Below are 26,833 nucleotides of genomic sequence, written 5' to 3'. Positions count from 1 at the left end.
TGCTGCACAAGGCGTAGGATCGGGTCAGATCCTCGCCGAATGACCAGGGGTCCAGGCGATGCGAAGCGGTGCGCTGCATCCGGTCATGGTCGCGGTTAGCCGGCCCGCCCCGAGCCATCCGTCCCCGACCGGCACCCGCCGGCATTCGGCATGGTCATGGCCGGCACTGATGGTACGAAAGTCAACGGTCCGATGAAAATCTTCCACAGCCCCGATATCGCCGTCGTGGACCGGACTTTCGCGGAAGACACCGACCTCGTCGTCGTCACCTTCCCGGCCCGCACGGAACGCCAGGGCATCCATCGCAAGGGCTTCGGCGAGGACTATTTCGCCAAGCACCGCATCTCGACGGTGCTGGTCAAGGCCGGATGGAACCACTGGTTCCAGGTGTCCGAGGCCGAGGCGGCGATCGCCGCCATCCAGGCCATCACCCGGCGCTTCCGGCGCGTGGTCACCTATGGATCCTCAATGGGTGGCTACGCCGCGGCGCTCTGGAGCGGGGCATTGGCCGCAGATGCGATCATCGCCGTCTCCCCGCAGTTCTCGATCGACCGTCTGACGTCGCCACGGGAGAAGCGCTGGGCTGAGGATGCGCGCCGGATCACCTTCAGCCGGGACGACATGGCCGCCGGCCTCAATCCCGCGGCGCAACTCAACCTGCTCTATGATCCCTTCACGCCGGACCGCGACCATGCGGAACGCCTGCTGGCGCTATCCTCCAATCCCCGGCCGCTGCTCATTCCCTTCGGTGGCCATCCCGCAGGAGCCTTCCTCCGCGATGCCGGCTGCCTGAGCCGGATCATCCTAGGCTTGGTCCGGGGGAGCCTCGGTCCGGCAGAGGCAAGGTCGATCGTTCGGCAGAGCCGCCGGTCCACCGCCGTCTATTGGGCGAATTCCGCCGCGCTTCTCACCAAGAACAGGCGCAGTCTCGCCCTGGCCGCAATCGGCCAGGCCCAGGCGCTGCAAAGCAGCAACCCAGGCGTCCACTACCAGCTCGGCAAGATCCTCTCCCGCCTCGGGCAGTTCACCGAGGCGGCGCGAGCCTTCGAGCAGGCAGTGGCTGGCAAGCCATTGGTTGCCCCCTACCACCTCGAGTGGGGCCTGTCCTTGCTCCGCATCGCACAGCCGGATGCGGCGGTCAGGGTTCTCACCACCGCCACCTCGCTCGACCCGCGGCAGGTGAGGGCGCATGCCGCACTTGCGGCTGCATACCTGGCCACGGAGGCCATCGGCCCGGCCAGGGAGGCCCTTGACCGGGCCGCCACCATGAATCCGCAAGATCCCGTGGTCGTCAAACTCCGCCGCCAGATCGCCGGACGTTCCGCCGAAGTCCTGCTGGCCGGGCCTTGAGCCCGGCTCCAGGCCCAGCGCCGTTGCCGGCGCCGGGCATGGCCATCAGGCCGCTTCAAGCGGCTTGCGCTGCGCCCGAATGACGGCCTTGGCGAGACGTGCGCTCGCCGCCAGCGAACGGGTGGCCAGTTCCTGGCGTACGAAGCCCAGCGATCCGCTCAGCTTGCCGAGAGCGACCGAGATTGCCTCGAGCACCTCCGGCGCCGCATCACCGAGGCTGATGTCACGCTGCCGGCGATCCGCGTCGGAGACCGCCACCTGGACCAGCTTGCGCTCCTCGAGCGAACGCAGCAGGTCGCGCAGCCTCTGCCGGGAAATGCCGACCTGGCGGATCAGCGCGAGGTTCCCGACCGAGCCACCTTCCGCCTGGGACACTGCCCGCAACACGGCCCATTCGGCCAGGCCGATGCCGTGTTCCGCGAAGATGGCCGAGTCCGACAGGACCGAGACGATGCGGTTGGCATCCAGGACATAGTCCTCGAATGCGGCGTTGATGCTGATAGGCTGATTGGTCTGGGACATCGTCATAGCCCTTTCGTCATGACCGACCACCAGCTGCTACCGGTGGTTGCTCATGAGAGCATCAAATCGCCCCTTTATGTCAAGGGGGCTTCCATATTACCGCCGCAGCCCCAGCACCACCTCCCGCCGCCAGATATACAACCCGCTCGCCACCAGCACCGCGATCCCGGCGAAATCCCAGCCATCCGGCAGCTCCGCCCAGACCACCGCGCCCATCGCCGTGGTCCAGAGGATCGCCGAATACTCGAAAGGCGCCAGCAGGGTCGCCTCGCCCCGGCGATAGGCTTCCGTCATCATCACCTGCGCCCCGGCCGAGAGCAGCCCGGTCCCCGCCAGCATCGCCCATTGCAGCGGCGTCGGCGCCACCCAGAGCGGCACCGCGACCACCGCGGAAACCGCTGTCGCCCCCAGCGCGAACCACAGCACGATGGTCGCATTGCCCTCGCCGGCATCGCCCATGCGGCGGATGGTGATCATCGACAGCGCCCAGCCCACCGCCCCGGCCAGCACCGCCGCCGTCCCCAGCGCATTGGCCGCGCCGCCGCTGCCCGGCACCGACATCAGCAGCACCCCGCCGAACCCCGCCAGCACCGCCGCGCCCCGCCGCGGCCCGACCTTCTCGCCCAGCAGCGGGATCGACAGCAGGGTCAGGAACAGCGGCATGGTGAAGCCGAGCGCCGTCACCGTCGCCAGCGGCAGCACCGCATAGCCGTAGAAAGCGCCGACCATGCCCACCAGGCCGGTCAGCATCCGGATGGCATGCAGCTTCGGGTTCCGCGTCCGCAGCGCCGACCAGAGCCCGGCGCGCCCGGCGGAGATCCAGACCAGCGGCAGCAGCGCCGGGATGCCAAAGAGGTTGCGGCAGACCACCACCTGGGCCAGCGGCAGCTCCCCCTTCAGCCCCTTCACCAGCGCCCCGGCGACCGAGAAGACCGCCGCCGCCGCCAGCACCATCAGCACGGCATGCCGCCGCGCCGCGCCGCGCTGGCGGCGTTCGGCTTCCTCCGAGGCAGGCTCGGCCGTGCCCTTGGCGAGGGCTGCTTCCAGTTGCGTGTCCATGGACGGCGTTCCGCCCTGAGGCTAGGGTCCTCGGCGCATGAACACCAGACCCCCCAAGGCCCCGCTCATCCCCGCCCACCCCGGGCTCGAGGTCCGCGCCGACGAGGTGGTCTGGGACGGCCGCTTCCCGCTCCAGCGCGTCCGCTTCACCTATGAGCGTTTCGACGGCGCCCGCTCGGCCGAGCTGACCTGGGAGCTCTGGCGCCGCGGCAGCGGCGTCGCCGTGCTGCCCTACGACCCCGCCGCCGATTGCGTCGCGCTGATCGAGCAATTCCGCCTGCCGGCGCTGGCCGCCGGCTTTCCCGCGGTGATGACCGAATGCCCCGCCGGCCTGCTCGAGCCCGGCGAGGACCCGGCCGAGGCCGCCCGCCGCGAGACCGAGGAGGAGACCGGCCTCAGGCCCGACCGCTTCGAGAAGATCAGCCACACCATGCTGCTGCAGGGCGGCTGCGACGAGGCGATGTTCCTCTACGCCGCCCGCGTCACCCTGCCCCGGCCCGGCGCCGCCGGCACCTTCGGCCTGGCGCAGGAGGGCGAGGATATCCGCGTCCTGGTGATGCCGGCGGAGGAGGCCTTCGCCCTGCTGGACGCCGACCGGATCGGCAATGCGACCGCGGCCATCTGCCTCTGGTGGCTCCGCCACCACCGCGCCCGGCTACGGCGCGACTGGGCTTGACGCAGGGGGCTGCAGCGCCGCCCGCAGCTGCTCCCGCTCCGCCGGGCTGAAATCCGCCCAGGTCATCTCATGGTCGAGCGGAAACGGCGCCTGCCCCGGCACGCCGACGCCCAGCGCCACCGCCTGGGTCGCATCCAGCCAGAGCGGCTCCGCCTTGGCCGGCAGCGGCCAGACCATCGGCGTGCCGCCGGCCATCGGCACCAGCTGCCAGCCGTTCTGGTCACGCCGCAGCAGCCGCAGCGGCACCGGCGCCAGCCGCTGGCCGGACAGCGCGCGCATGGCGCTCCGGGCCCGCCAGCCGCGGCGCATGCTGATCAGCCCGCCGAAGATGATCAGCAGCATGCCCAGCGCGAAGCCCGCCAGGGTCAGCATGCGGTTGACCAGGTGGTCCTGGCCCATATCCGTGGTCAGCCAGTCCGGCCGGTCCGGATCCGCCATCACCTGCACACTGTAGTCGCCCATGTGCGGCTCGACGAAGAGGTAGTCGACCTTCTGCCGCAGCGGCGCGCCGCCCTTCATCTGCGAGGCGGCGATCAGCACCATCTCGCAATCCTGGAACAGCGCCCAGCGCGACCGGCAGCGCCCGGACTCGATCCGGCCGCGGATGGGGGCCGCGCCCTCCCGCACCGCGTAGTCCTGCAGCAGGGTCGGCACCACCTCCGCCGTGGCGAACCAGCCGAAGCCGCCGGCCAGGATGATCGCGCCGATGGCGAGGAAGACGCTGCGCACCCAGGCGATGGGAGCCTTCAGCGTCAGGGGACGGGCCGGGAAGGCAGCTTCCAACGTCGGCTTGCTCAAGCAGCGGCTCCTGGATGCGTGAAATGGCATGGGATGGCGGCAGCCTAGCCCCATGCGCAGGCCACGCGAAGCGGGTCGGGGCCGGTCGAACCGGACTGTGATCGGGCGCGGCGAGGCTTGCCACCGGCCGCCGGGCGGGGGATGAAGTCGTATGCCGACCGAACTGCTCTATCGCGACGACGCCACCCTGCAACAGGCCGAAGCCCGCGTGCTCGCCGCCGGGCCGGAAGGCGTGCTGCTCGATCGCACGCCCTTCTACGCCCAGGCCGGCGGCCAGCCCGGCGATTCCGGCTGGCTCCGCTGGGCCGACGGAGAGGCCATCGTCGCCAAGGCGGTGAAGGGGCCGGAGGATACCGTGCTCCATCAGCTCGCGGAGGGCGCCGCCCTGCCCCCCGTCGGCACCACCGTCACCGCCGTGCTGGACTGGGGCCCGCGCCACCGCCACATGCGGATGCACACCGCCATGCACCTGCTCTGCAGCCTGATCCCCGGCGCCGGCGTCACCGGCGGGCAGATCGGCGCCGAGCGCTCGCGCCTCGACTTCGACCTCGCCGCGCCGCCGACCAAGGAAAGCCTGACCGAGGGGCTGAATGCGCTGATCGCCGCCGACCACGAAGTCGGCGAGCGCTGGATCAGCGAGGCGGAGCTCGACGAGAACCCCGGGCTGGTCCGCACCCTCTCGGTGCAGCCGCCGCGCGGCGCCGGCCGCATCCGTCTGGTCCGCATCGGCGAGGAAGCAGCGCCCGTGGACCTGCAGCCCTGCGGCGGCACCCATGTGCGCCGCACCGCGGAGATCGGCCGGGTCGAGGTCACCAAGCTCGAGAACAAGGGCAAGCAGAACCGGCGGGTCTACCTCGTCCTGGGAGAATGAGCGTCATGGAAGATCTGGTCAGCACCGAATGGTTGGCGGCCGAGCTCGGCAAGCCGGACCTCCTGGTCTTCGACACCACGAAGTACCTGCCGAACGAGCCGCATGACGGCAAGACGAAGTACGCCGAGGCGCATGTCCCCGGCGCCGACTACTTCGACATCGACCTCATCGCCGATCCCGAGGCGACGCTGCCGCACATGATCCCGAGCCCGGCGCGCTTCGAGAAGCTGATGGGCCTGCTGGGCGTCAGCAATACCAGCCGGGTGGTCTTCTACGACCAGAAGGGCCTCGCCTCGGCGGCTCGCGGCTGGTGGCTGATGCGGCTCTTCGGCCATCACCAGGCCGCCGTGCTGGATGGCGGCCTGCCGAAATGGCTGCAGGAGGGCCGCGCCACCGAGGCCGGGCCGCCGCCCTGCACCACCGCCGCCACCTTCACCGCCGATTTCCAGGCCGAGCTGGTGCGCGGCATCGGCGACGTGAAGAAGATCGTCCGCCAGGGCAGCGGCGGCGCGCTCATCCTCGACGCCCGCGCCCGCGGCCGCTTCGACGGCACCGCGGCGGAGCCCCGGCCCGGCCTGCCCTCCGGCCACATGCCCGGCGCAGCGAACCTCCCCTTCAACGAGCTGCTGAACCCCGACCAGACCATGCTGGACCCGGCCGCGCTGCATGCCCGCTTCGTCGCCGCCGGCGTCACCGCCGAACGCCCGGTCGTCACCTCCTGCGGCACCGGCGTCACGGCCTGCATCCTCTCGCTCGGCCTGGTCCGCGCCGGCTTCCCCGAACCCGCCGTCTACGACGGCTCCTGGACCGAATGGGCCGGGCGGCCCGAAACCCCGAAGGTGCATTCCTGATGGCCGACGACCCGAAGACGCATGGCTTCGCCACCCGCCTGAGCCATGCCGGCCGCGCCGGCACCCATGTGCATGGCTTCGTCAACCCCGGCGTCCATCGCGGCTCCACCGTGCTCTTCCCGAATGTCGCCGCCCGCAAGGACGGCGCCAAGCACCGGTTCGAGCAGTTCATGACCTACGGGACCCAGGGCGGCCCGACCCACTACGCCTTCGAGGACGTCATCGCCGAGATCGAGGGCGGCACCCGCTGCCTCGTCGTCGGCACCGGCCTCGCCGCCGTCGCCGTGCCGCTGCTCGCCTATCTCAAGGCCGGCGACCACTGCCTGATGCCGGACAATGCCTATGGCCCGGCCCGCAACCTCTGCGAGGGGCTGCTGAAGGGCTGGGGCGTCAGCACCACCTACTACGACCCGACGGTCGACGAAGCCGGCATGGCCGCGCTGATCCAGCCCAATACCAAGGTCGTCTATACCGAGAGCCCCGGCAGCCACACCTTCGAGGTGCAGGACATCCCTGCCATCGCCCGCGCCGCGCATGCCCGCGGGGCGAAGGTGCTGATGGACAATACCTGGGGCATCCACCACTTCATGCCCTTCCAGCACGGCGTCGACGTCTCGATCCAGGCGCTGACCAAGTATGTCGGCGGCCACTCGGATATCCTGCTCGGCAGCGTCACGGTGAACGACGAGGCCGACTGGCAGACCGTGCGCGCCACCGGCTCGCTGCTCGGCCAATTCGCCTCCCCCGACGATGTCTGGCTGGCGCTGCGCGGCGTGCGCACCATGCTGGTCCGGCTGAAGCGCCAGGAGGCCAGCGGCATCGAGGTGGCGCGCTGGCTCGAGGGCCAGCCGCAGGTGCTGCGGGTGCTGCACCCGGCGCTGCCCTCGCATCCCCAGCACGAAATCTTCAAGCGCGACTTCACCGGCGCCTGCTCGCTCTTCGGCCTCGTGCTCAAGCCGCGGTACAGCCCGGAGGATGCGGCGCGCTTCATCGACAGCCTGCAGCTCTTCGGCATCGGCGCGAGCTGGGGCGGCTTCGAGAGCCTGGCGATCCCGACCACCGGCCATATCACCCGCACCGCCGGCACCGGCGACTTCGGCGGCCCGATGGTCCGCATCCACATCGGGCTGGAGGAGCCGGCCGACCTGATCGCCGACCTGACCCAGGGCCTGGCGCAGCTCGGCTAGCCCAGTGGCGAACCTCCGCGACCTCCGCTCCGTCGCCCCGATCCTGATCGGCTCGGCGGTGATGCTGAGCCTGGCGATGGGGCTGCGGCAGAGCCTCGGGCTGTTCATGCAGCCGGCGGTGAAGGACCTCGGCATCGCGGTCGCGGAGTTCACCCTGGCGGTCGCCATCCAGAACCTCGCCTGGGGCTTCCTGCAGCCCTTCGCCGGGGCGGCGGCGGCGCGCTTCGGCTTCCGCCCGGTGCTTGTCACGGGGGTGCTCTCCTACCTCGCCGGGCTGTTGCTGCTGGCGCGGGCCAACAGCGCGCTGGACGTCATGCTAGGCGCCGGCCTGCTGATCGGGCTGGCGCTGGCCTGCACCGCCTCGGGCATGGCCATGGCGGTTGCCTCCCGCCCGGTCCCGCCGGCCTTGCGCAGCACGGTGCTGGGGCTGGTCTCGGCGGCCGGGTCGCTCGGCGCCCTCATCGCCGCGCCGATCGGGCAATTGCTGTCGGAAGGCTATGGCTGGCGCGCCGGGGTCTTCGGCTTCCTCGCCCTCGGCCTGCTGATGCTGCCGGCGGCCTGGAGCGCCGGCAAGGTCGACAAGGTGGTGCTGCCGACCGCCCGCAACGAGGCCGACAGCGCCATGGCCGCCTGCGGCCTCGCCATGCGGCACGTGCCCTTCCTGGTGATGTCCGGGGCCTATTTCATCTGCGGGCTGCAGCTGGTCTTCCTGACCACCCACCTGCCCTCCTACCTCCAGCTCTGCGGCATGGATCCGATGCTGGCGGCGGAGGCCCTGGCGACCATCGGCGGCTTCAACGTGCTGGGCAGCCTGTTCTTCGGCTGGGCCGGCGGGCGCTGGTCCAAGCCGGCGCTGCTGGGCGGCATCTACCTCACCCGATCGCTCGTGCTGGCCTGGTATTTCGCGGTGCCGCCAACGCCCGGCACCACCCTGGTCTTCGCCGCGCTGATGGGCTTCCTCTGGCTCGGCGTCGCGCCGCTGGTCGCGGGGATGACGGCGGAGATGTTCGGGCTGCGCTGGCAGGCGCTGGTGCAAGGCCTCGCCTTCACCAGCCATCAGCTCGGCAGCTTCCTCGGCGCCTTCGGCGGCGGGCTGGTCTTCGACCTGCTCGGCTCCTACGACCTCGCCATCCGGATCGGCGTCGGCATGGGGCTGGTGGCGGGAACCATCCAGCTGCTGGCGGCGCTGCCACGCTGGCCGGGCTCGGCCCGGCCCGTTCCCGCCGGCTGAGCCTGGAGCGCGATCAAACAATCCGCTAGACCGTGATCTGCGCTTTCGTCAGCGCGGATCACGGTCTAGCGCGGGGGCTTCGTCCCGGGATTCATCCAGCCGCCGTCCAGCAGGGGCGGCGGCCCAACCGGTACCACGCCGCAGGCCGGGCGGAGCACGCCGCAATCCCAGCGATGCGCCGCCGGCCGGCCGGTGAGCGACCCGCCCGGCTGCCAGCGGCATTCGCAGAGCCTCTCGCCGAGGCAGGCGGTCATGCCCTCCCGCCCCGCGGTGCAGGCGGGCGGGGTTTGCGCAGTCGCCGGCAGGGCGGCGAGCAGCAGGAGGAAGGCGATGCATCGCATACGCCGCAGCCTGCACCGCCAGGGATGAGCGAAGCCTGAACGGCAAAAAGGCCCCGGCCTTGCGACCGGAGCCCCCGCGAAACATGTGGTGCCGCCTCGCCTAGTCCTTGAGCTGGACCGCCTGGCGCCCGCGCTGGCCGTCCCGCACGTCGAGCGCGAGCTTCTCGCCCTGCTGCACATCCTGCTTGCCCGCGCGCTGCAGCACGGAGGAATGCAGGAAGACGTCCTGGCCGCCGTCATCCGGCGTGACGAAGCCGAAGCCGCGCACCTGGTCGAACCACTTCACCGTGCCGTTCACCGCATAGGTCGGCCCGCCCGCGTCACGGTCCCCGCCGAACTCGCGCCGCGGCGGCGGCCGGTCCCCGAAGGAGGGGCGCGGCGCTCCGAAGCCGGCACCCGGCGGGCTGCCGAAGTCGCGCCGCGGCGGCCGGTCACCGAAGCCGCCGCCACCGAAATCGCGGCGCGGCGGCCGATCCCCGAAGCCGGCGCCCGGCGGGCCGCCGAAGTCACGCCGCGGCGGCCGGTCGCCGAAGCCGCCGCCGAAGTCGCGCCGGGGCGGCCGGTCGTTGAAGCCGCCGCCCGGCGGGCCATCGCGGAAGGGGCGCCGTGCCGCGCCCGCCGCCGCGCTGCCGTCGCCGAGCTTGCGCTCGGTGATGCGCGTGACGAGCCGCCTGCCCTGCCGATCCGTGCCGATTTCGCAAACCAGGGTGTCGCCGGTCTCGGGCGGCTCGATCCCCGCCTCGGTCAGCGCCGAGGCGTGGAAGAACACGTCCTGCCCATCCGGCCCCAGCACGAAGCCGAAGCCCTTGCGGGCATTGTACCACTTCACCTGGGCCTCGACGGGCCCGGCGCCGCCCTGAATATCGCTGTCGGAAGGCACTTGCTGATTGATCCGTATCTAGTGACCCACGGCCCAACGGGGATGCGGAACCGCGTCACGAAAGAATGGCATCGCCCCCAGGACAAAGCGAGCAGGAAATTACCCGAATCGCCGTGGATCATACGGTTTGGCATCAAACTCCGTTGGTTGGCCCAACAGCATTTGCGCCACCAGACGGGCCGATCGGGGCGCCGATACCAAACCGACATGACCATGCCCGAAAGCATGGATCACGTCGCCCGTCGCCCGCGACGGGCCGAGGCAGGGCAGGCCATCCGGCATGCTCGGCCGATGCCCCATCCAGACCTTCACCCGCTCCGCCGGCAGGTCGCGCGGCAGGCCGGGGAAGCTCCGCAGCAGGTGGTCGCGCAGGATCTCGGCGCGCCGCCAATTCGGCGCCGCCTCCAGCCCGGCGATCTCCACCTGCCCGGCGCAGCGCAGGCCGAGATCGGTCATGGTGACGGACATCTTGCCGTCGGAGGGCATCATCGGCGTCCGCGGCCCGACTTCGGGATGCGTGATCATCGCGTGGTAGCCGCGCTCGGTCTCGAGCGGCACGTCATCCCCCACCGCCGCCGCCAGCACCCTGGAATAGGCCCCGGCCGAGATCACCGCTTTATCCGCCGCGATCTCGCCCGCATCAGTCAGCACCGCGCGCAGCCGCCCGGCCTCGACGCGGAAGCCCGTCGCCCGCGCCGTGACGCGCTTGGCGCCCTGCGCCTCCGCCAGCTGCACCAGCGCCGCGACATAGGCGCCGGGGTCGCGGCAATGCCCGCCTTCCTCGACCAGCGCGGCGAAGCCGTAGCGCCGGTCGAGCTCCGGCTCGCGCTGGCGCAGCTCGTCGGCGGATAGCTCGAGCCATTGCACGCCGACCTGGCGGCGGATGCGCCAGGCCATCGCCTCCGCCTCGAATTCCGCCCTGGAGGGGTAGATGTACATCAGCCCCCGCCGCTCGATCAGGTGGGCGACGCCGGCCTCCTCGGCGAGTGCCCGATGCAGCGCGGGCGCATCGGCCAGCATCGCCCGCAGCGCGCGGGCCGTCCGCAGCACCCGGCCCTCGGTCCAGCCGGAGGCGAGGTAGCGGACCAGCCAGGGCAGCACCTTGGGGAAATAGGACCAGCGGATGGCCAGCGGCCCGAGCGGATCCGCCAGGAAGCCCGGCACCTTCCGCCACAGCCCCGGCATCGCCGGCGGGATGACCGACATGGGGCTGAGCCAGCAGCCGTTGCCATAGCTCGCCGCCTGCTCGCCGCCCGGGGCGCCGGGTTCCAGGATGGTGACCTGCCGGCCCGCCTTCAGCAGCTCCAGCGCAATGCAGGCGCCGACGATGCCGGCGCCGATGACGACTGTCTGAGCGCGCGCCTCCGGCACGACCTCAGCGCGCGCCTCCGGCACGACGTCAGCGCGCGCCTCCGGCACGACGTCAGCGCGCGCCTCCGGCACGACGGTCTGCGTCATGCCCTGGCCACCCGCCCGGGGTCGCTGCCGGCCAGCAGCGAGACATGCGCCGAGACCACCTTGAAGCCGAGCCCCGGCAGCCGTGCCATGATCTTCGTCTCCCGCCCCACCAGCCCGCTGTCGGTGCGCTGGTATTCCAGATGGGTGCAGGCCATGTCCGGCCCGAAGGCGGTGATATGGACGCGGCGGATTGCCCGCGGCGCATAGCGCCCGACGCTGGCGCGGAAGGCGCGGATCGCCTCGATCCCATAGAGGATCTCGGTGATGCCGAAGCGCACCGTGCGCGGGTCCGCCCAGAAGCAGTCGTTCAGGACGTCTCCGTCATTGGTGGCGATCGCCTGTTCGTAGCGGTCGAAAACGGCACGGGCTTCGGCGATGACCGCCGGATCGTCGATCTGCATGTGGCCAGGATGCCGCGACGGCAACGACGACGCAAAGATTACATAGAGTTCATGCGTATACGCTCACGAAATACTGAATAATCAACGAAATCACGCTTTCGTGGGAACGCCACCCCAATGCTGGACTCCCTGCCGCTCACCGCCGCTCCGCCGGCCCTGCATGCCCTGGCCGACCAGGGCTTCCTCTTTGCCACCGGCATCGAGAACAGCGCCCCGACCCTCGACGGCGGCCGCATCCGTCGCGACCAGATGGCCGAATGCGGCCATTACGACCGTTGGCGGGAAGACCTCGCCCTGGTCAAGCAGATCGGCTGCGGCGTGCTGCGCTATGGCCCGCAGCTGCACACCACCCTGCGCGGCCCCGGCCTGCACGACTGGGCCTTCGCCGACGAGAGCTTCGCGGAAGTGCGCCGCCTCGGCATCCTGCCGATCGTCGATCTCTGCCACTTCGGCGTGCCCGACTGGATCGGCGATTTCCAGAACCCGGACTTCCCCGAGCTTTTCGCCGACTATGCCGAGGCCTTCGCCCGCCGCTTCCCCTGGGTGCAGCTCTACACGCCGGTGAACGAGATGTTCATCACCGCCGTCTTCAGCGCGAAATACGGCTGGTGGAACGAGCAGCGGCACGACGACCGCAGCTACGTCACCGCCATTAAGCACATCGTCCGCGCCAATGTGCTGGCGATGCAGGCCATCCTGCGGGTGCGCCCGGACGCCATCTTCATCCAGTCCGAATCGACCGAGCAATTCCATCCGGAATGCCCGCTCGCCCTGCCCCATGCCGAGCACCGCAATGCCGAGCGCTTCCTGACGCTCGACCTCAACTACGGCCGCCGCGTCTGCTCCTCGATGTACGAGTACCTGCTCGACAACGGCATGACCCGCGCCGAGTACCACTTCTTCCAGCGCCAGGACCTGCGCCGCCACTGCATCATGGGCAACGACTGGTACGTCACGAACGAGCACCTGATCGGCGCCGATGGCCATAGCCGCTGGGCCGGTGAGGTCTTCGGCTACGACACCGTGACGCGCGACTACCACGCCCGCTACGGCCTGCCGGTGATGCATACCGAGACCAACATGGACGAGGGCCCGAACGGCGACGAATCCGAGCGCTGGCTTTGGAAGCAGTGGTCGGGGCTGATGCGGCTGCGGCGCGACGGCGTGCCGATCCTCGGCTTCACCTGGTATTCGCTGACCGATCAGATCGACTGGAACAGCGCCTTGCGCGACCGCGCCGGGATCGTGAACCCGCGCGGGCTCTTCGACCTCGACCGCAACATCCGCACCGTGGGCCGTGCCTACCAGCGGCTGATCGAGGGCTGGAAGCCGGTGCTGGCGCAGCAGGGGCATTGCCTGCGCCTGCCGGTGCGGGCCTGAGGAAGGACGGCCGGGGAATGGCCCCTCCCCGGCCCCGCCCTATTCCGGCTTGATCTCCGCCACCCGCACGACCTCCGTCCAGCGCGCCACCTCCGCCGCGATATGCGCGCCGAATTCCGCCGGCGTGCTGGTCTTCGGGTCGATCCCCAGCCGCGCATAGGACTCCAGCACCGCCGGCACGCCCATCGCCCGCACCACCGCATCGTTCAGCCGTGCCGTCACCGCGGGCGGCATCCGGGCCGGGCCGAGGATGCCGCCCCAGCTCGTCGCCTGGAAGCCGGGGAAGCCCTGCTCGGCGATGGTCGGGATCTCCGGCGCCGCGGCCACCCGCTGCAGCGAGGTCACCGCCACGCCCCGCACCCGGCCCTCCCGCACCTGCGGCAGCACCACCGGCGCGGTATCCATCAGGAAGGGCACCTGCCCCGCCACCACCGAGGCGATGGCCTGCTGCCCGCCGCGGAAGGCGACCTGGACCCAGTTGATCCCGGCGAGCGTCGCCAGCTGCGCCAGCACGAGATGCGGCGCCGAGCCGATGCCGCCCGTCGCGTAATTCACCTCGCCCGGCCGCGCCTTGGCATAGGCGATCAGCTCCGGCAGCGTCTTCGCGGGATGCTCGGGATACATGCCCAGCACCATGGGCACCGAGGAGACCAGGCAGATCGGGGTGAAGTCGGCGACCGAATCATAGGGCAGCCGGCGGCCCAGCAGCGCCTGGTTCATCGCGCTCGGCCCGGCATTGCCCATGAACAGCGTCGTGCCGTCCGGGGCGGCGCGCACGACGAGGTCGGCGGCGATCGCCCCATTGGCCCCCGGCCGGTTCTCGATGATCACGGTCTGGCCGAGGATCTCCCCCATCGGCCCGGCCAGCAGCCGGGCGATGACGTCGCTCGCCCCGCCCGGCGGATAGGGCACCACCAGCCGGATGGTCCGCGCCTCCTGCGCGCCCGCCTTGAAGACGACAGGGGCGGCCAGCGCGACCAGCCCGAGCGTCGTCCGCCGCCCGATCATGCCGCCACCTGCGTCAGCTCGGCGGCGGTGCGGCCATGGTTGCCGAAGCGGGTGAAGCCGAAGCGGAGCTGGTCGTTCTCGATCCGCCGCAGCCCGTCGTTCTGCAGCCAGAGCCGCAGCATCAGCCGGCGGCGATCCGCCTCCGGATGGTCCTGGTAGCCGCGCCGGGCGTGGAAGACGGTGTAGTTGCTGGCGAATTCCATGTCCCCCGGCTCCAGGTGGAATTCCAGCAGCAGCTCCGGGTCCAGCGCGACCTTGTCGAAATAGTCGAGCGCCGCCTTCTCCATCGGCGCCAGCGCGATGCCCGTCCGCTGCTCCGCCCGGGTGATGTAGGACCGGGCATAGCGGGCGCTGACCGTGCCGTCGGGCGCCGTGGTGAAGAGCGGGATGCGCCCGCTCACCGCCGGCTCGCCCGGCCCCTCCTCGCCCTTGCGGTCGTAGGGGAAGCCGCGGTGCAGCAGCGGCAGGTATTCCGGATGCTCCGCCAGGATGCGGTTGTAGATGGACAGCGCGCTGACCAGCAGCGTCTCCCCGCCCGACTTCGCCCGGCGCAGGCAGAACAGCCCGACCAGGTCGGAGTTGTCGCAATGCATGGAAAGCTCGGCATTGACCTGATAGGCCCGGACATCGCCGCCGAAGGGCCGGCCGCGGTCATAGACCCCGGCGATCAGCTCCGCCGCGGCATTCTGGGTCACGCCCAGCCCGAGGTGGGTGCCGATCCCCCAGAAGATCAGCCGCGCCTCCGCCTCGGTATAGCGCTCCACCGGCAGGCCGCGCAGCAGCGCCACGCCGCGCCCGGCGCTGACCTGCCGCCACAGGGCGGACAGGACATCGCCCCATTCCGGCAGCGGGAAATCCGCCTTGGTGACGGCGGCGAAGGGCAGGCCGCGCGCCTGCACCGCGGCGAGCGCTTGGTCCAATGCGGCGATATGGTCGGGGGTCAGCCGGATCCGCCAATCGGGGTCGGCTTCCATCGCCGCCCGGGTCCAGGCGGCGGCTTCGGTGATCGGCGTTCGGCGGATAAGTCCCGGCATCGCAGCCCTCCCAGGCTTCCGCCCTTGAGGGCGGTTGCCGGAATGCTCGCGCCGGATGCCGCCGAAGGCAAGGGCTGCGCCACCGCGCCGCCCCTGCCATTCGGTTCAACCGGCGGCGATGACCGCGCGCTTGGCCATCACCGTCACGAGATGGGCGCGATACTCGGCGCTGCCATGGATGTCGCTGTTCAGGTCCTCGGCGGACTGCTTCACGCCGGCGACGGCATCGGGCGACCAGTTGGCGGCCAGCGCCGTCTCCATCGCGGTCTGGCGGAAGACGCCCGGGCCGGCGCCGTTGATGGCGACCCGCACCTTGCCGCCGGTCTTGGCGATGAAGGCGCCGGCCATGACGTAGCGGCTGGCCGGGTTGCGCATCTTGGCGTAGCCGGCCTTCTCGGGGATGGGGAACTCGATCGCCACCAGCAACTCGCCCGGCTCCAGCGCCGTGGTGAACATGCCCTGGAAGAAGTCGTCCGCCGCGATGCGCCGCTTGTCGGTGACGACGGTCGCATCCAGTGCCATGACGGCCGAGGGGTAATCCGCCGCCGGGTCGTTGTTGGAGACGCTGCCGCCGATGGTGCCGCGGTTGCGGACCTGGGTATCGCCGATGGTCCCGGCCATCATCGCCAGCGCCGGGATGGCGCCCTTCACGACGTCGCTCTCGGCCACCTCATGGTGCTTCGACAGCGCCCCGATGACGATCTTGTTGCCGTCCTTCCTGATGCCCTTCAGCTCGGCGATGCCGGAAAGGTCCACCACGGAGGTCGGCTTGTTCAGCCGGTGCTTCAGCGCCGGCAGCAGGGTCTGGCCGCCCGAGATCGGCTTCGCATCCGGATCGGCGGCCAGGATCTTCACCGCATCCGCAATGGAGCCGGGCTTGTGGTATTCGAAATCATACATGGGTCGGGTCCCCTCTATTCGGCTGCCAGCGCGTGGCCAGCATTGATGATGCCCCAGATTTTCGCGGGCGTCGCGGGCATCTCGATATGCCGCACCCCGTAATCCTTCAGCGCATCGACCACCGCATTGATGACCGCCGGCGGCGAGCCGATCGCCCCCACCTCCCCGCAACCCTTCACCCCGAGCGGGTTATGGGTGCAGAGGGTGACATGGGTGGCGACGCTCACCATCGGCAGGTCGTTGGCGCGCGGCATCTGGTAATCCATGAAGCTGCCGGATACGAGTTGGCCCTCCGCGTCATAGACGCAAGCCTCCAGCAGCGCCTGGCCGATGCCCTGGCAGACGCCGCCCTGGACCTGGCCCTCGACGATCATCGGGTTGATGACCCGGCCGACGTCATCGACCGCGGTGAAGTTGACCACCGTGGTGATGCCGGTCTCCGGCTCGATCTCGACCTCGCAGATATGGGCGCCGCCGGGATAGGTGAAGTTCTTCGGGTCGTAGAAGGCGGTCTCGTCCAGGCCCGGCTCCAGCTCCTCGATCGGGTAGTTGTGCGGGACATAGGCGGTCAGCGCGATCTCGCCCCAGGACTTGGTCTTGTCGGTGCCGGCGACGCGGAAGGTGCCGCGGTCGAACTCGACGTCCTCGACCGAGGCCTCCATCAGATGCGCCGCGATGCGCCGCGCCTTGGCGACGATCTTGTCCATGGCCTTGACCATGGCCGAGCCGCCGACCGCCAGGCTGCGGGACCCATAGGTGCCCATGCCGAAGGGGATCTTGGCAGTATCCCCATGCACCACGTCCACCTGGGCCAGCGGCACGCCGAGCCGGTCCGTCACCAGCTGCGCCAGGGTCGTCTCATGCCCCTGGCCATGGCTATGGGTACCGGTCAGCACCGTCACGCTGCCGGTCGGATGCACCCGGATGGTGCCGACCTCATACAATCCCGCCCGGGCGCCGAGCGCGCCGACCACGGCGGAGGGCGCGATGCCGCAGGCCTCGACATAGGTGCTGATGCCGATGCCGCGCAGCCTGCCGCGCTTCGCCGCCTCGGCCCGGCGGGCCTCGAAGCTGGCCCAGCCTGCGGTCTCGAGCGCCTCGTTCAGCGTCGTCTGGTAGTCACCGCTGTCGTATTGCAGGGCGACCGGGGTCTGGTAGGGGAAGGCATCGCTGGGAATGAAATTGCGCCGGCGGATCTCGATCCGGTCCATCCCGGTCTCCCGCGCCGCCACGTCGACCAGCCGCTCGATCAGGAAGGTCGCCTCCGGCCGCCCGGCGCCGCGATAGGCATCGACCGGGACGGTATTGGTGAAGATCGCCTTCACCTCGGCATAGATGGTCGGCGTGGTGTACACGCCGGCCAGCAGGGTCGCGTAAAGGTAGGTCGGCACGCTGGTGGCGAAGGTGGACAGATAGGCGCCCATGTTCGCCAGGGTCTGGACATGCAGCGCCAGGAATTTCCCGTCCTTGTCCAGCGCCAGCCGCGCCTTGGTCACATGGTCGCGGCCATGCGCATCGGTCAGGAAGCTCTCGGTCCGCTCGCAGGTCCATTTCACCGGGCGGCAGACACGGCCGGCGGCCCAGGTGACGATGGCCTCCTCGGCATAGTGGAAGATCTTGCTCCCGAAGCCGCCGCCGACGTCGGGGGCCACGACGCGCAGCTTGTGCTCCGGCAGGTGCAGCACGAAGGCGCCCATCAGCAGCCGGATGACATGCGGATTCTGGCTGGTGGTGAACAGGGTATACTCGTCCGTGGTGCGGTCGAAGTCGCCGATGGCCGCCCGCGGCTCCATCGCATTCGGCACCAGCCGGTTGTTCACCAGGTCGAACTCGACGACCTTGGCGGCGCCGGCGAAGGCCGCCTCGTTCACCGCCTTGTCGCCGATATGCCAGTCGTAGCAGACATTCCCGGCCACGCCGTCATGCACCAGCGGGGTGCCCGGGGCGATGGCCGCGGTCACGGTCGAGACCGCCGGCAGCACGGTGTAATCCACCGCGATGGCCTCGGCCGCATCCTTGGCCTGCGCCTTGGTCTCGGCGATCACCACCGCGACGGCATCGCCCACGAAGCGCGCCTTGCCCACGGCGAGGACCGGATGCATCGGCTCCGCCATCGGCGAGCCGTCCTTGTTGTGGATCTGCCAGCCGCAGGGGATGCCGCCGAGGTCGGGCATATCCGCCCCGGTGAAGACCGCCACCACGCCCGGCATGGCCTGGGCCGCGGCGATGTCGATGCCGTTGATCGTCGCATGCGCATGCGGGCTGCGCAGGATGCTGGCATAGGTCTGGCCGGGGCGGTTGATGTCGTCGGTATACTGGCCCCGCCCCGACAGGAAGCGCAGGTCTTCCTTGCGCCGCACGCTGGCGCCGATGCCTTCGAACGGGGTCACGACATTCATGGCCAAGCCTCCCAAAGCCGACCGCCCGGCCTTGGTGGCCGATGCGTATTATTGCAGCACGCCGTATCGGGCGCGCGGGCCTTGCCGCGCGCCCTGCCCCGTCTCAGTCCCCGGCGAGTGCCAGGGTCGAGGCGCGGCCATGCATCACGTCCTGCGCCGCGGCGATCGCCTTGACGATGTTGTGGTAGCCGGTGCAGCGGCAGAGGTTGCCCTCCAGACCCTCGCGGATCTCCTTCTCCGACAGGCCGGCCGGGTGCTTCTGCACCAAGTCGATCGCCGACATGACCATGCCCGGCGTGCAGAAGCCGCACTGCAGCGCATGGTATTCGCGGAAGGCTTCCTGCATCGGGTGCAGCGTGCCGTCCGGCTTGGCCAGGCCCTCGATGGTGGTCACCTGGCACCCATCGGCCTGCACCGCCAGCAGGGTGCAGGATTTGACGCTCTCGCCATCCACATGCACCACGCAGGCGCCGCACTGGCTGGTATCGCAGCCCACATGGGTCCCCGTCAGCCGCAGCTTCTCCCGCAGCAGCTCCACCAGAAGCGTGCGGCCCTCGACCTCGACCGTGCTGGTCTTGCCATTCACGGTCAGCGTTACCTGCGGCATGCCGCGCCTCCCCCTCAGATGTCCGTCATTGCCGCGGTGCCGGCCTGCCCAGAACGGGGCCGGCTGCCGCGCATGGTGCGAAAGGTCGCCTCGCACCCGGCTTCCGTCAAGCTTTGCCGCGTGAAGAAGCGCGATCAGCGTCCCGGACCGGGATCAGGACCCGTCTGCGGCACGCTGCCGCCCCGGCGGGCCGGCGACGGTGCCGGGATGGGGCCTGTCCCCGGCTCCGGCGGCGCCGGGATCAGCCGCTTCCGCCCCCGCGTCGCCAGCAGCAGCACCCCCAGCACCAGGGTGCCGAGCGGCCAGATGGCCCAGAGCGTGCCGATCGCCATGGCGCCGAACATGCCGGCCCCCAGCGCCACCTCCGGGTCCGGCCCGGCGACATAGGGGGTGACGGCGGCGCAGGTGCCCAGGGTCAGCAGCAGCATCAGCGGCTGGAAGACCCAGAAGCACCATTTCACCGCGCGGCCGAAGCGGCTCCGCCGCTCCCGCACCTCCAGCAGCACGGGCTCGGGCATGGCGCTACAGCGCCAGCAGCGCCTCGCCCTTGGCGATGGCCAGCGGGTTTTCCGCCTCCGGCCGGTCGTGCAGGTGGCAGGCGGCGGTATGCCCCGCCTCGAGCGCGGTCGGGATCGCCACCAGCTTCGGCTCCTCCACCCGGCAGCGGTCGAAGGCATAGGGGCAGCGGGTGTGGAAGCGGCAGCCCTTGGGCGGGTTGATCGGGCTCGGCACGTCGCCGCGCAGGATCACCCGCTGCCGTGCCGCGCCCGGCATGGGCACCGGCACCGCCGAGAGCAGCGCTTCCGTGTAGGGATGCTTCGGCGCCGCGAAGAGGCTCCGCTTCGGCGCCACCTCGACGATCTTGCCGAGGTACATCACCGCCACCCGGTGCGTCATGTGCTCGACGATGGCGAGGTCGTGGCTGATGAACAGCAGCGCCAGGCCGAGCTCCGCCTGCAGGTCCTGCAGCAGGTTGACGATCTGCGCCTTGACCGAGACGTCGAGCGCCGAGACCGCCTCGTCGCAGATGATCAGGTCGGGCTCGGCCGCGAGCGCCCGGGCGATGCCGATGCGCTGGCGCTGCCCGCCGCTGAACTCGTGTGGCCAGCGGCCCACCGCGTCGCGCGGCAGCCGCACCGTATCCATCAGCTTGGCGACCTTCTCGTCGAGGTCGGCGCTGTTCTTCGCCAGCCCGAAATTCCGGATCGGCTCGGCCAGGATGTCCTTCACCCGCATGCGCGGGTTGAGGGAGCTGAAGGGGTCCTGGAAGACCACCTGCATCCGCCGCCGCATCGGCCGCAGGGTGGCGGCGGACATGTCGTCGATCCGCTGGCCGTCCAGCACCACCTGCCCATCGGTGATCCCGAACAGCCGCAGGATGGCCTTGCCGACGGTGGACTTGCCGCAGCCGGATTCGCCGACCAGCGACAGCGTCTCGCCCTTGTCGATGTGGAAGGACACGCCGTCCACCGCATAGACCTGGCCGGTGACCCCGCCGAAGAATCCGCCGCGGATCGGGAAATGCTTCTTGAGGTCGGTGACGTCGAGCACTTTGCTCATGCGGCGATCGCCCCTTCCTTGGTGGCGTAATGGCAGGCGGCGATATGCCCCGGCGCCTTCAGCTCCAGCGCCGGCGCCACTTGGCGGCAGAGGTCGGTCGCATGCGGGCAGCGGGAGGCGAAGACGCAGCCCGGGATCTTCTGCTTCAGGCTCGGCACCAGCCCGGGGATCTCGGCCAGCCGCGTCTCGGTGCCCGTGAGCGAGGAGCCGAGCCGCGGCATCGAGCCCAGCAGGCCTTGGGTATAGGGATGCCGCGGCGTCCGGAACAGCTGCCCGACCGGGGCCTCCTCCACCTTCCGGCCGGCATACATGACCACCACCCGCTCGGCGACCTCGGCGACGACGCCGAGGTCATGGGTGATGAGCACGATGGCCGCGCCGACCCGGTGCTTCAGGTCCCGCATCAACTCCAGGATCTGCGCTTGGATGGTCACGTCGAGCGCCGTCGTCGGCTCGTCGGCGATCAGCAGCTTCGGGTTGCAGGCGAGCGCGATGGCGATCATCACCCGCTGCCGCATGCCGCCCGAGAGCTGGTGCGGATACTCGCGCACCCGCCGCCCCGGCTCCGGGATGCCGACCAGGGTCAGCATCTCGACCGCCTTGGCCTCGGCATCCTTGGCCGAGAGCCCCTGGTGCAGCCGCAGGGTCTCGCCGATCTGACGGCCCACGTTCAGCACCGGGTTGAGCGAGGTCATCGGCTCCTGGAAGATCATGCTGATCTCGTTGCCGCGGATGTCCCGCATCTCCGGCTCCGAGAGCTTCAGCAGGTCCTTGCCCTGGAAGCGGATGGCGCCGGCGATCTTGCCTGGCGGCTCCGGGATGAGCCGCAGGATGGACATGGCGGTGACGGACTTGCCGCAGCCGCTCTCGCCCACGATGGCCAGCGTCTCGCCGGCCGCCACCTCGAAGGAGACGCCATCGACCGCGCGGTTGACCCCGTCCGGCGTGCGGAAATGGGTCTGCAGGTTTTCGACTTCGAGCAATGCCATCGGATCAGAGCCTCTTTGCCATGCGCGGGTCGAGCGCGTCGCGCAGGCCATCACCCAGCAGGTTGACCGCAAGCACGGTGATCGAGAGGAAGACCGCCGGGAAGAAGACGATATAGGGCTTCACCTGCCAGAGCGCGCGGCCCTCCGCCATGATGTTGCCCCAGGAGGGGATGATCGGCGGCGTGCCGGCGCCGATGAAGGACAGGATCGCCTCGGTGATCATCGCCGCGGCGCAGATATAGGTCGCCTGCACGGTGATCGGCGCCAGCGTGTTCGGCAGGATGTGGCGGATGATGATCCGCGGCGTCCGCGTGCCCGCGGCGACCGCCGCATCGACATAGGGCTGTTCCCGCAGCGACAGCACCACGCCCCGCACCAGACGGGAAACGCGGGGGATTTCCGCCACGGTGATCGCCAGGATCACGTTCTGCACGCTGCCGCGGGTGAGTGCCATCAGCGCGATCGCCAGCAGGATCGGCGGGATGGACATCATGCCGTCCATGATCCGCATGATGATGCTGTCGGCCCAGCGGATGTAGCCCGAGATCATGCCGATCGCCAGCCCGACGACGGAGGCGCAGAAGGCGACCGAGAAGCCCACCAGCAGCGAGACCCGCGCGCCGTAGAGCACCCGCGAATAGACGTCTCGGCCGAGCATGTCGGAGCCGAACCAGTATTGCGCCGAAGGCTCCCGCGTCCGCCGCGCCGGCGCCAGCGCCGTCGGGTCGACGGTCCAGAGCAGGGGCGCGAAGATCGCGATCAGCAGCATCAGCAGCAGCAGCCCGCCGCCGATGGCGATGGTCGGGTTGCGCCGGACGAAGCCGATGAAGCCTTTGCGCGGCTTCACCGGCGGCAGCACATCGCCCATGGGCGCCGCCGCGGCCACGTCGCGCGGCATGACGGCGGAGGAGAAGGCGGCTGAGGTCGACATCAGTACCGGATCCTCGGGTCGAACAGGGTATAGAGAAGGTCGATCAACAGGTTCACCAGCACGTAGATGAAGCTGAACAGCAGCACCACGCCCTGGATGACCGGGTAGTCGCGGCGCAGGATGGCATCCACCGTCAGCCGGCCGAGGCCGGGGATGGCGAAGACGCTCTCGGTCACCACCGCGCCGCCGATCAGCAGCGCGATGCCGATGCCGATGACCGTCACGATCGGCACCGCCGCATTCTTCAACGCATGCAGGAACAAGATGTTCATCTGCCCGGCGCCCTTGGCGCGCGCCGTGCGGATGTAGTCCTGCTGCAGCACCTCGAGCATGGTCGCCCGGGTGATGCGGGCGATCAGCGCGATATAGACGCCGCCCAACGCGATGGCCGGCAGGATCAGGTTCTCCAGCCAGGGAAAGAAGCCGTTGGAGAAGGCGGTATAGCCCTGCACCGGCAGCCAATCGAGCTCCAGCGCGAAGACATAGGCCAGCACGTAGCCCACCACGAAGACCGGCACCGAGAAGCCGAGCACCGCGAAGCCCATCACCGCGCGGTCGATCCAGGTGCCCTGCTTCCAGGCGGCGATGACGCCCATCGGCACCGCGATGACAATGGCGAGGCAGAGCGTCAGGATCATCAGCGACAGGGTCGGCTCGATCCGCTGCTTGATCATCGTCGTGACCGGCAGATTGGTGAAGATCGAGACGCCCATGTCGCCGTTGAGGATATTCCAGACCCATTCCCCGAACCGCACCAGGAAGGGCCGGTCGAGGCCGAGCGACGCCCGGATGCGCTCCACATCCTGGGGGGTCGCCTGGTCGCCTGCGATCACCGCCGCGGGATCACCGGGCGCGATGTAGAGCAGGCTGAAAACGAACAGCGCGACGATGGCCATCACCGGGATGGTGGCCAGCACGCGGCGGACGATATAGGCGAACATGGCGGCCCCTTACTTCTCGTCCAGCATCAGGACTTCGACACGCCCCAGAAGAAGGGCAGCGGCCCCTTCACGATGCCGGAGACATTCGCCCGCCAGGCCTGGTAGCCCAGGAAGAACCCGGTCGGGGCATAGACGACGTTATCCAGCGCGGCCTTGTTCAGCCGATCGATCGCTGCCTTTTCCGCCGCCGCGTCCGGCGCGTCAAACCAGGCGCCCACCTCGGTCTCGACCGCGGGGATATCCGGCCAGCCGAACCAGGCGCCGGCACCATTGGCGCGGACGGCGTTGTACACCGCAGGATTGATGCAGTCGGCGCCAGCATGCCAGCTGTGGAACATGGACCAGCCGCCCTGGCCGATCGGGTTCTTCATGGCGCGGCGCTGGCCGGTGGTGCCCCAATCCGTCGCAACGAAATCGACGTTCATGCCGAGCCGCTTCAGCAGGTCGGCGGTGACGTCGCCCTGCGCCTTGGTGATCGGCTGGTCCTGCGCCACCACGCAGGTGACCGGCGTGCCGTTGTAGCCGCTCTCGGCCAGCATCTTCTTCGCCGCATCCAGGTTGCGCGGCCCCTTCAGGATCTCGCCGCCTGCTTCCGAATACAGCGGCGTGCCCGGGGTGAAATAGCCCGGCAGCGGCTTCCAGAGCGCGTTGTCGTCGCCGACCAGCGCCCGCATGTAGTCTTCCTGGCTCATCGCCATCAGCACCGCGCGGCGCGCCTTCACGTCGTTGAAGGGCGTGGTGGTGTGGTTCATGCGGAAGGTGCCGATATTGCCGAGCGGATCGGCGATGTCGACGCGAAGGTTGCGGTTGCGGCGGAGCTGCGGCACCAGATCGGTGATCGGATTCTCCCACCAGTCGACCTCGCCATTCTGCAGCGCGGCGGAAGCGGTGGCCGGGTCGGGCATCACCAGCCACTCGACGCGATCCACCGCCATGCGCTTGCCGCCGGCCAGCCAGGAATTCGGCTCGTCGCGCGGCACGTAGTCGGCGAATTTCTCGAAGACCGCCCGGGCGCCGGGATTCCACTCGTCGCGCTTGAAGCGCATCGGCCCGCTGCCGATGAACTCGGCGACCTGGGTGAAGGGATCGGTCTTGGCCAGCCGCTCCGGCATGATGAAGGCCATCGGCGTGGAATTCTTGCCCAGCGCCATGAGCAGCTTCGGATAGGGCTTCTTCAGCACCCAGCGGAAGTTGCGGTCGTCGACCGCCACCAGCTCCTGCTGGATCGCCTTCAGCATCTGGCCCATCGGGTCGCGGGCGGACCAGCGCGTCAGGCTGGCGACCACGTCCTTCGCCAGCACCGGGCTGCCGTCGTGGAATTTCAGCCCCGGCCGCAGCCGGAAGTCCCAGGTCAGGCCATCCGCCGAGACCTGCTCGGACTCCGCCATCTGCCGCTGCGGCTTGAGCTGGGCGTCGAAGCCGTAAAGCGTATCCCAGACCATCGCCGCGCCGTTGCGGACGACATACTGGGTGCCCCAGATCGGATCGAAATTGGCGAGGTTGGCCTGCGGCACGAAGCGCAGGGTGCGCGCCGCGGCGCCCTGCGACAGCGCCGGGCCGGCCAGCCCCGAGGATGCGCCAACCAGGCCGGCAGCCGCCGTCCCCTTCAGGAAATTCCTGCGATCCATCGTCTTCCCTCAGCTCCCAGTCCAGGCGGGAGGTTTGCCCCGCCCGGTTTCACATCAGCCTGCCGCATCCATGGGCATTACGCCAGCGGTGCGCAGGGGCCATGGCACGGCCGCAGCTACGGTCCGGCCGGTTCCGCAGCCGGGGCTTGCACGGCGCGTGCCAAGCGGTTCAGCTCCGCTTCACGTTCCAGAACAGCGGCGGCCCGCCGGTAACGATATTCGTCAGGCTGCGCCGATAGGCCTGCGGCGGCCGCAGCAGGCCGAGCGGGATGAAGGGCGCCTCCTCCCAGACCAGCGCCTGCAGCTCGCCGGCGATCCGCTTCTCCGCCGCCAGGTCCGGGGCATCGAACCAGGCCTCGCGCAATGCCTCGCGCCGCGGGCTGGTCGCCCAGCCGATCCATCCCGCGGTGCCATTGCCGCGGATCGGCTGGTGGCTGCCGGGGACCGAAACGTCGAGCCCCTCCCAGGTCGTGCAGAAGATGCTCCAGCCGCCCTGGTCCGGCGCCTCCCGCTTGGCCCGGCGCTGCACCAGCGTGCCCCAATCCATGGATTGCAGGTCGACGTTCATGCCGATCCGCCGCAGCGTATCGGCGGTGACCTCGGACAGCGCGTTCAGCGTCGGGAAATCGGTCGGCGAGAGGATGACGACCTTCTCATTCTTGTAGCCGGCCGCGGCCAGCGCCCGCTTCGCCGCCTCCGGATCGCGCGGCCCGGTCACCGCCTCCATGCCGACGTCATTGGCCAGCGGCGTGCCGGGGGTGAAGGCCCCGGCCGGCACCTGCCACAGTGCCGGGTCCTCCCCGAGCGCTGCCTGCATGAAGGACTTCTGCTCCACCGCCGGCTGGATGGCGCGGCGGATCGCCTCCTTGTCGAAGGGCGGGTGCAGGTGGTTGAAGCGCATCATGCCCAGCGCGCCGGCGGTATTCACCACCTCGATGGCGATGTCCCGGTTGCGCCGCAGCAGCGGCAGCAGGTCGGCCAGCGGGGTCTCCCACCAGTCGACCTCGTTGTTCTGCAGCGCGGCGGCGGCGGTCGCCGGGTCGGGCATCACCCTCCATTCCACCCGGTCGAAATGCACCGTCTTGCCGCCGGCGAGGAAATCCGCCGGCTCGTCCCGCGGCGTATAGCCGGCGAAGCGCTCATAGGCCGCCAGGCTCCCCGGCACCCACTGGGAGGCGCGGAAGCGGAAGGGACCGGAGCCGACATACTCGGTGATCTGCGTGAAGGGATCGGTCTTCGCCACCCGTTCGGGCATGATGGCGCAGATATTGGCGGAAGGCTTGCCGAGCGCCCAGGTCAGCCCGTGCCAGGGCTGCTTCAGCACGATCTCGAAGGCATTGTCGGCGGTGGGCCGCATCTCCTCCAGCAGCGCCGAGAGCCGGAGGCCGAGCACGTCCCGCTTCGACCAGCGGGCGACGGAGGCGATGCAATCCTTCGCCAGCACCGGCTCCCCATCATGGAAGCGCAGGTCCGGCCGCAGGGTGATCTTGTGGATCAGCCCATCGGCCGAGACCTCGTGCCCCGCCGCCATCTGCGGCTTGGGCTGGAAATCGCGGCCGAGGCCGAAGAGCGTGTCATAGACCATCAGCCCGTGGTTGCGGGCGAGCGTCGTCGTGGTCCAGATCGGGTCGATATTCGCCAGGTTGCCCTGCGGCACGAAGCGCAGGGTCCGCGCGCTGCCCTGGGCCGAGGCCAGCCGCGGCGCTGCCAGGGGGGACGCGAGGGTCAGGGCCGAGCCCTGCAGCAGGGTGCGACGATGCATGCGGCGATCCTCCCGGTCGGCCGTTGCACCGGCCGCCCAACCCCATGCCCCAGCCCGCGCCACCACGCA

26 protein-coding genes are annotated in these 26,833 nt (G+C 70.0%); 7 read left to right on the top strand and 19 right to left on the bottom strand.

Annotated elements, in window-relative coordinates; genetic code table 11:
• Positions 1-150: 150 nt before the first annotated feature.
• Entirely contained in the window at positions 151-1,350 is a 1,200-nt protein-coding gene (locus AC0IW9_RS08935) for a tetratricopeptide repeat protein (RefSeq protein ID WP_471647880.1), read from the top strand.
• 45 nt (positions 1,351-1,395) lie between these two features.
• Here the strand turns inward: AC0IW9_RS08935 and AC0IW9_RS08930 are convergent, their stop codons facing one another.
• Both AC0IW9_RS08930 and AC0IW9_RS08925 read right to left on the bottom strand, forming a co-directional pair.
• Entirely contained in the window at positions 1,396-1,872 is a 477-nt protein-coding gene (locus tag AC0IW9_RS08930; protein ID WP_471647879.1) for a MarR family winged helix-turn-helix transcriptional regulator, read from the bottom strand.
• A 96-nt stretch (positions 1,873-1,968) separates the two neighbouring features.
• Positions 1,969-2,931 (bottom strand): DMT family transporter, encoded by a 963-nt coding sequence (locus AC0IW9_RS08925; RefSeq protein WP_471647878.1) that lies wholly within the window; start codon positions 2,929-2,931, stop codon positions 1,969-1,971.
• A 37-nt stretch (positions 2,932-2,968) separates the two neighbouring features.
• Here AC0IW9_RS08925 and AC0IW9_RS08920 point away from each other — a divergent pair, with 37 nt between their 5' ends.
• Positions 2,969-3,607 (top strand): NUDIX domain-containing protein, encoded by a 639-nt coding sequence (locus AC0IW9_RS08920; RefSeq protein WP_471647877.1) that lies wholly within the window; start codon positions 2,969-2,971, stop codon positions 3,605-3,607.
• On the opposite strand, the gene AC0IW9_RS08915 is transcribed toward AC0IW9_RS08920, so the two are convergent.
• Positions 3,587-4,405 (bottom strand): hypothetical protein, encoded by an 819-nt coding sequence (locus AC0IW9_RS08915; RefSeq protein ID WP_471647876.1) that lies wholly within the window; start codon positions 4,403-4,405, stop codon positions 3,587-3,589. The genes AC0IW9_RS08920 and AC0IW9_RS08915 overlap by 21 nt on opposite strands.
• A 151-nt stretch (positions 4,406-4,556) precedes the next feature.
• Between AC0IW9_RS08915 and AC0IW9_RS08910 the strand changes: the two genes are divergently transcribed.
• Genes AC0IW9_RS08910 through AC0IW9_RS08895 form a run of 4 tightly spaced genes read left to right on the top strand, consistent with a single transcriptional unit; the run spans position 4,557 to position 8,545 of the window.
• Positions 4,557-5,276 (top strand): alanyl-tRNA editing protein, encoded by a 720-nt coding sequence (locus AC0IW9_RS08910; protein WP_471647875.1) that lies wholly within the window; start codon positions 4,557-4,559, stop codon positions 5,274-5,276.
• 5 nt (positions 5,277-5,281) lie between these two features.
• The gene (locus tag AC0IW9_RS08905) at positions 5,282-6,127 is read left to right on the top strand and encodes a sulfurtransferase (protein WP_471647874.1); all 846 of its coding nucleotides are present in this window, start codon (positions 5,282-5,284) and stop codon (positions 6,125-6,127) included.
• Complete coding sequence (gene metC / locus AC0IW9_RS08900) at positions 6,127-7,314, top strand: cystathionine beta-lyase (RefSeq protein ID WP_471647873.1); 1,188 nt, start codon at positions 6,127-6,129, stop codon at positions 7,312-7,314. Before AC0IW9_RS08905 ends, metC begins: the two co-directional genes overlap by 1 nt.
• A gap of 4 nt (positions 7,315-7,318) precedes the next feature.
• Positions 7,319-8,545, top strand: a complete 1,227-nt coding sequence (locus tag AC0IW9_RS08895) for an MFS transporter (protein ID WP_471647872.1) — start codon at positions 7,319-7,321, stop codon at positions 8,543-8,545.
• 65 nt (positions 8,546-8,610) lie between these two features.
• Here AC0IW9_RS08895 and AC0IW9_RS08890 read toward each other — a convergent pair whose 3' ends face one another.
• The 4 genes from AC0IW9_RS08890 to AC0IW9_RS08875 all read right to left on the bottom strand — a co-directional run bounded on the left by AC0IW9_RS08890 (position 8,611) and on the right by AC0IW9_RS08875 (position 11,625).
• Entirely contained in the window at positions 8,611-8,886 is a 276-nt protein-coding gene (locus tag AC0IW9_RS08890; RefSeq protein WP_471647871.1) for a hypothetical protein, read from the bottom strand.
• 100 nt (positions 8,887-8,986) lie between these two features.
• Positions 8,987-9,766: a cold-shock protein gene (locus AC0IW9_RS08885; protein ID WP_471647870.1), complete on the bottom strand. Its 780-nt coding sequence runs from the start codon at positions 9,764-9,766 to the stop codon at positions 8,987-8,989.
• Between the two features lie 99 nt (positions 9,767-9,865).
• A complete protein-coding gene (locus tag AC0IW9_RS08880) occupies positions 9,866-11,224 on the bottom strand; it encodes an NAD(P)/FAD-dependent oxidoreductase (RefSeq protein WP_471647869.1) in 1,359 nt (452 codons plus the stop codon).
• Positions 11,221-11,625 (bottom strand): AtzH-like domain-containing protein, encoded by a 405-nt coding sequence (locus AC0IW9_RS08875; protein WP_471647868.1) that lies wholly within the window; start codon positions 11,623-11,625, stop codon positions 11,221-11,223. Before AC0IW9_RS08875 ends, AC0IW9_RS08880 begins: the two co-directional genes overlap by 4 nt.
• 117 nt (positions 11,626-11,742) lie before the next feature.
• Between AC0IW9_RS08875 and AC0IW9_RS08870 the strand changes: the two genes are divergently transcribed.
• Positions 11,743-13,005, top strand: a complete 1,263-nt coding sequence (locus tag AC0IW9_RS08870) for a family 1 glycosylhydrolase (RefSeq protein WP_471647867.1) — start codon at positions 11,743-11,745, stop codon at positions 13,003-13,005.
• 39 nt (positions 13,006-13,044) lie between these two features.
• Here the strand turns inward: AC0IW9_RS08870 and AC0IW9_RS08865 are convergent, their stop codons facing one another.
• The 12 genes from AC0IW9_RS08865 to AC0IW9_RS08810 form a co-directional block, all read right to left on the bottom strand.
• A complete protein-coding gene (locus AC0IW9_RS08865; protein WP_471647866.1) occupies positions 13,045-14,013 on the bottom strand; it encodes a Bug family tripartite tricarboxylate transporter substrate binding protein in 969 nt (322 codons plus the stop codon).
• On the bottom strand, positions 14,010-15,047 hold the full coding sequence (locus AC0IW9_RS08860; RefSeq protein ID WP_471647865.1) for a TauD/TfdA family dioxygenase: 1,038 nt from the start codon (positions 15,045-15,047) through the stop codon (positions 14,010-14,012). Before AC0IW9_RS08860 ends, AC0IW9_RS08865 begins: the two co-directional genes overlap by 4 nt.
• A 105-nt stretch (positions 15,048-15,152) precedes the next feature.
• Complete coding sequence (locus AC0IW9_RS08855) at positions 15,153-15,947, bottom strand: FAD binding domain-containing protein (RefSeq protein ID WP_471647864.1); 795 nt, start codon at positions 15,945-15,947, stop codon at positions 15,153-15,155.
• 14 nt (positions 15,948-15,961) lie between these two features.
• A complete protein-coding gene (locus tag AC0IW9_RS08850; protein ID WP_471647863.1) occupies positions 15,962-18,346 on the bottom strand; it encodes a xanthine dehydrogenase family protein molybdopterin-binding subunit in 2,385 nt (794 codons plus the stop codon).
• A 103-nt stretch (positions 18,347-18,449) separates the two neighbouring features.
• The gene (locus tag AC0IW9_RS08845) at positions 18,450-18,953 is read right to left on the bottom strand and encodes a (2Fe-2S)-binding protein (RefSeq protein WP_471647862.1); all 504 of its coding nucleotides are present in this window, start codon (positions 18,951-18,953) and stop codon (positions 18,450-18,452) included.
• A 134-nt stretch (positions 18,954-19,087) separates the two neighbouring features.
• A complete protein-coding gene (locus AC0IW9_RS08840) occupies positions 19,088-19,471 on the bottom strand; it encodes a hypothetical protein (RefSeq protein ID WP_471647861.1) in 384 nt (127 codons plus the stop codon).
• 4 nt (positions 19,472-19,475) lie between these two features.
• Positions 19,476-20,513 carry an ABC transporter ATP-binding protein gene (locus AC0IW9_RS08835; protein ID WP_471647860.1) on the bottom strand — a complete coding sequence of 346 codons (1,038 nt, stop codon included), beginning with the start codon at positions 20,511-20,513 and terminating at the stop codon, positions 19,476-19,478.
• A complete protein-coding gene (locus AC0IW9_RS08830) occupies positions 20,510-21,502 on the bottom strand; it encodes an ABC transporter ATP-binding protein (protein ID WP_471647859.1) in 993 nt (330 codons plus the stop codon). The genes AC0IW9_RS08835 and AC0IW9_RS08830 overlap by 4 nt, the downstream gene beginning before the upstream one ends.
• Positions 21,503-21,506: 4 nt before the next feature.
• Complete coding sequence (locus tag AC0IW9_RS08825) at positions 21,507-22,433, bottom strand: ABC transporter permease (protein WP_471647858.1); 927 nt, start codon at positions 22,431-22,433, stop codon at positions 21,507-21,509.
• On the bottom strand, positions 22,433-23,374 hold the full coding sequence (locus AC0IW9_RS08820) for an ABC transporter permease (protein ID WP_471647857.1): 942 nt from the start codon (positions 23,372-23,374) through the stop codon (positions 22,433-22,435). Before AC0IW9_RS08820 ends, AC0IW9_RS08825 begins: the two co-directional genes overlap by 1 nt.
• 26 nt (positions 23,375-23,400) lie before the next feature.
• A complete protein-coding gene (locus AC0IW9_RS08815; RefSeq protein WP_471647856.1) occupies positions 23,401-25,002 on the bottom strand; it encodes an ABC transporter substrate-binding protein in 1,602 nt (533 codons plus the stop codon).
• A gap of 169 nt (positions 25,003-25,171) precedes the next feature.
• On the bottom strand, positions 25,172-26,764 hold the full coding sequence (locus AC0IW9_RS08810) for an ABC transporter substrate-binding protein (RefSeq protein WP_471647855.1): 1,593 nt from the start codon (positions 26,762-26,764) through the stop codon (positions 25,172-25,174).
• Between the last annotated feature and the right edge of the window lie 69 nt (positions 26,765-26,833).

The sequence above is a fragment of the Belnapia sp. AC561 genome, assembly GCF_979252845.1.
The sequence above is the reverse complement of the archived record's forward strand: the minus strand, read 5'-3'. Positions and strand labels throughout refer to the sequence as shown.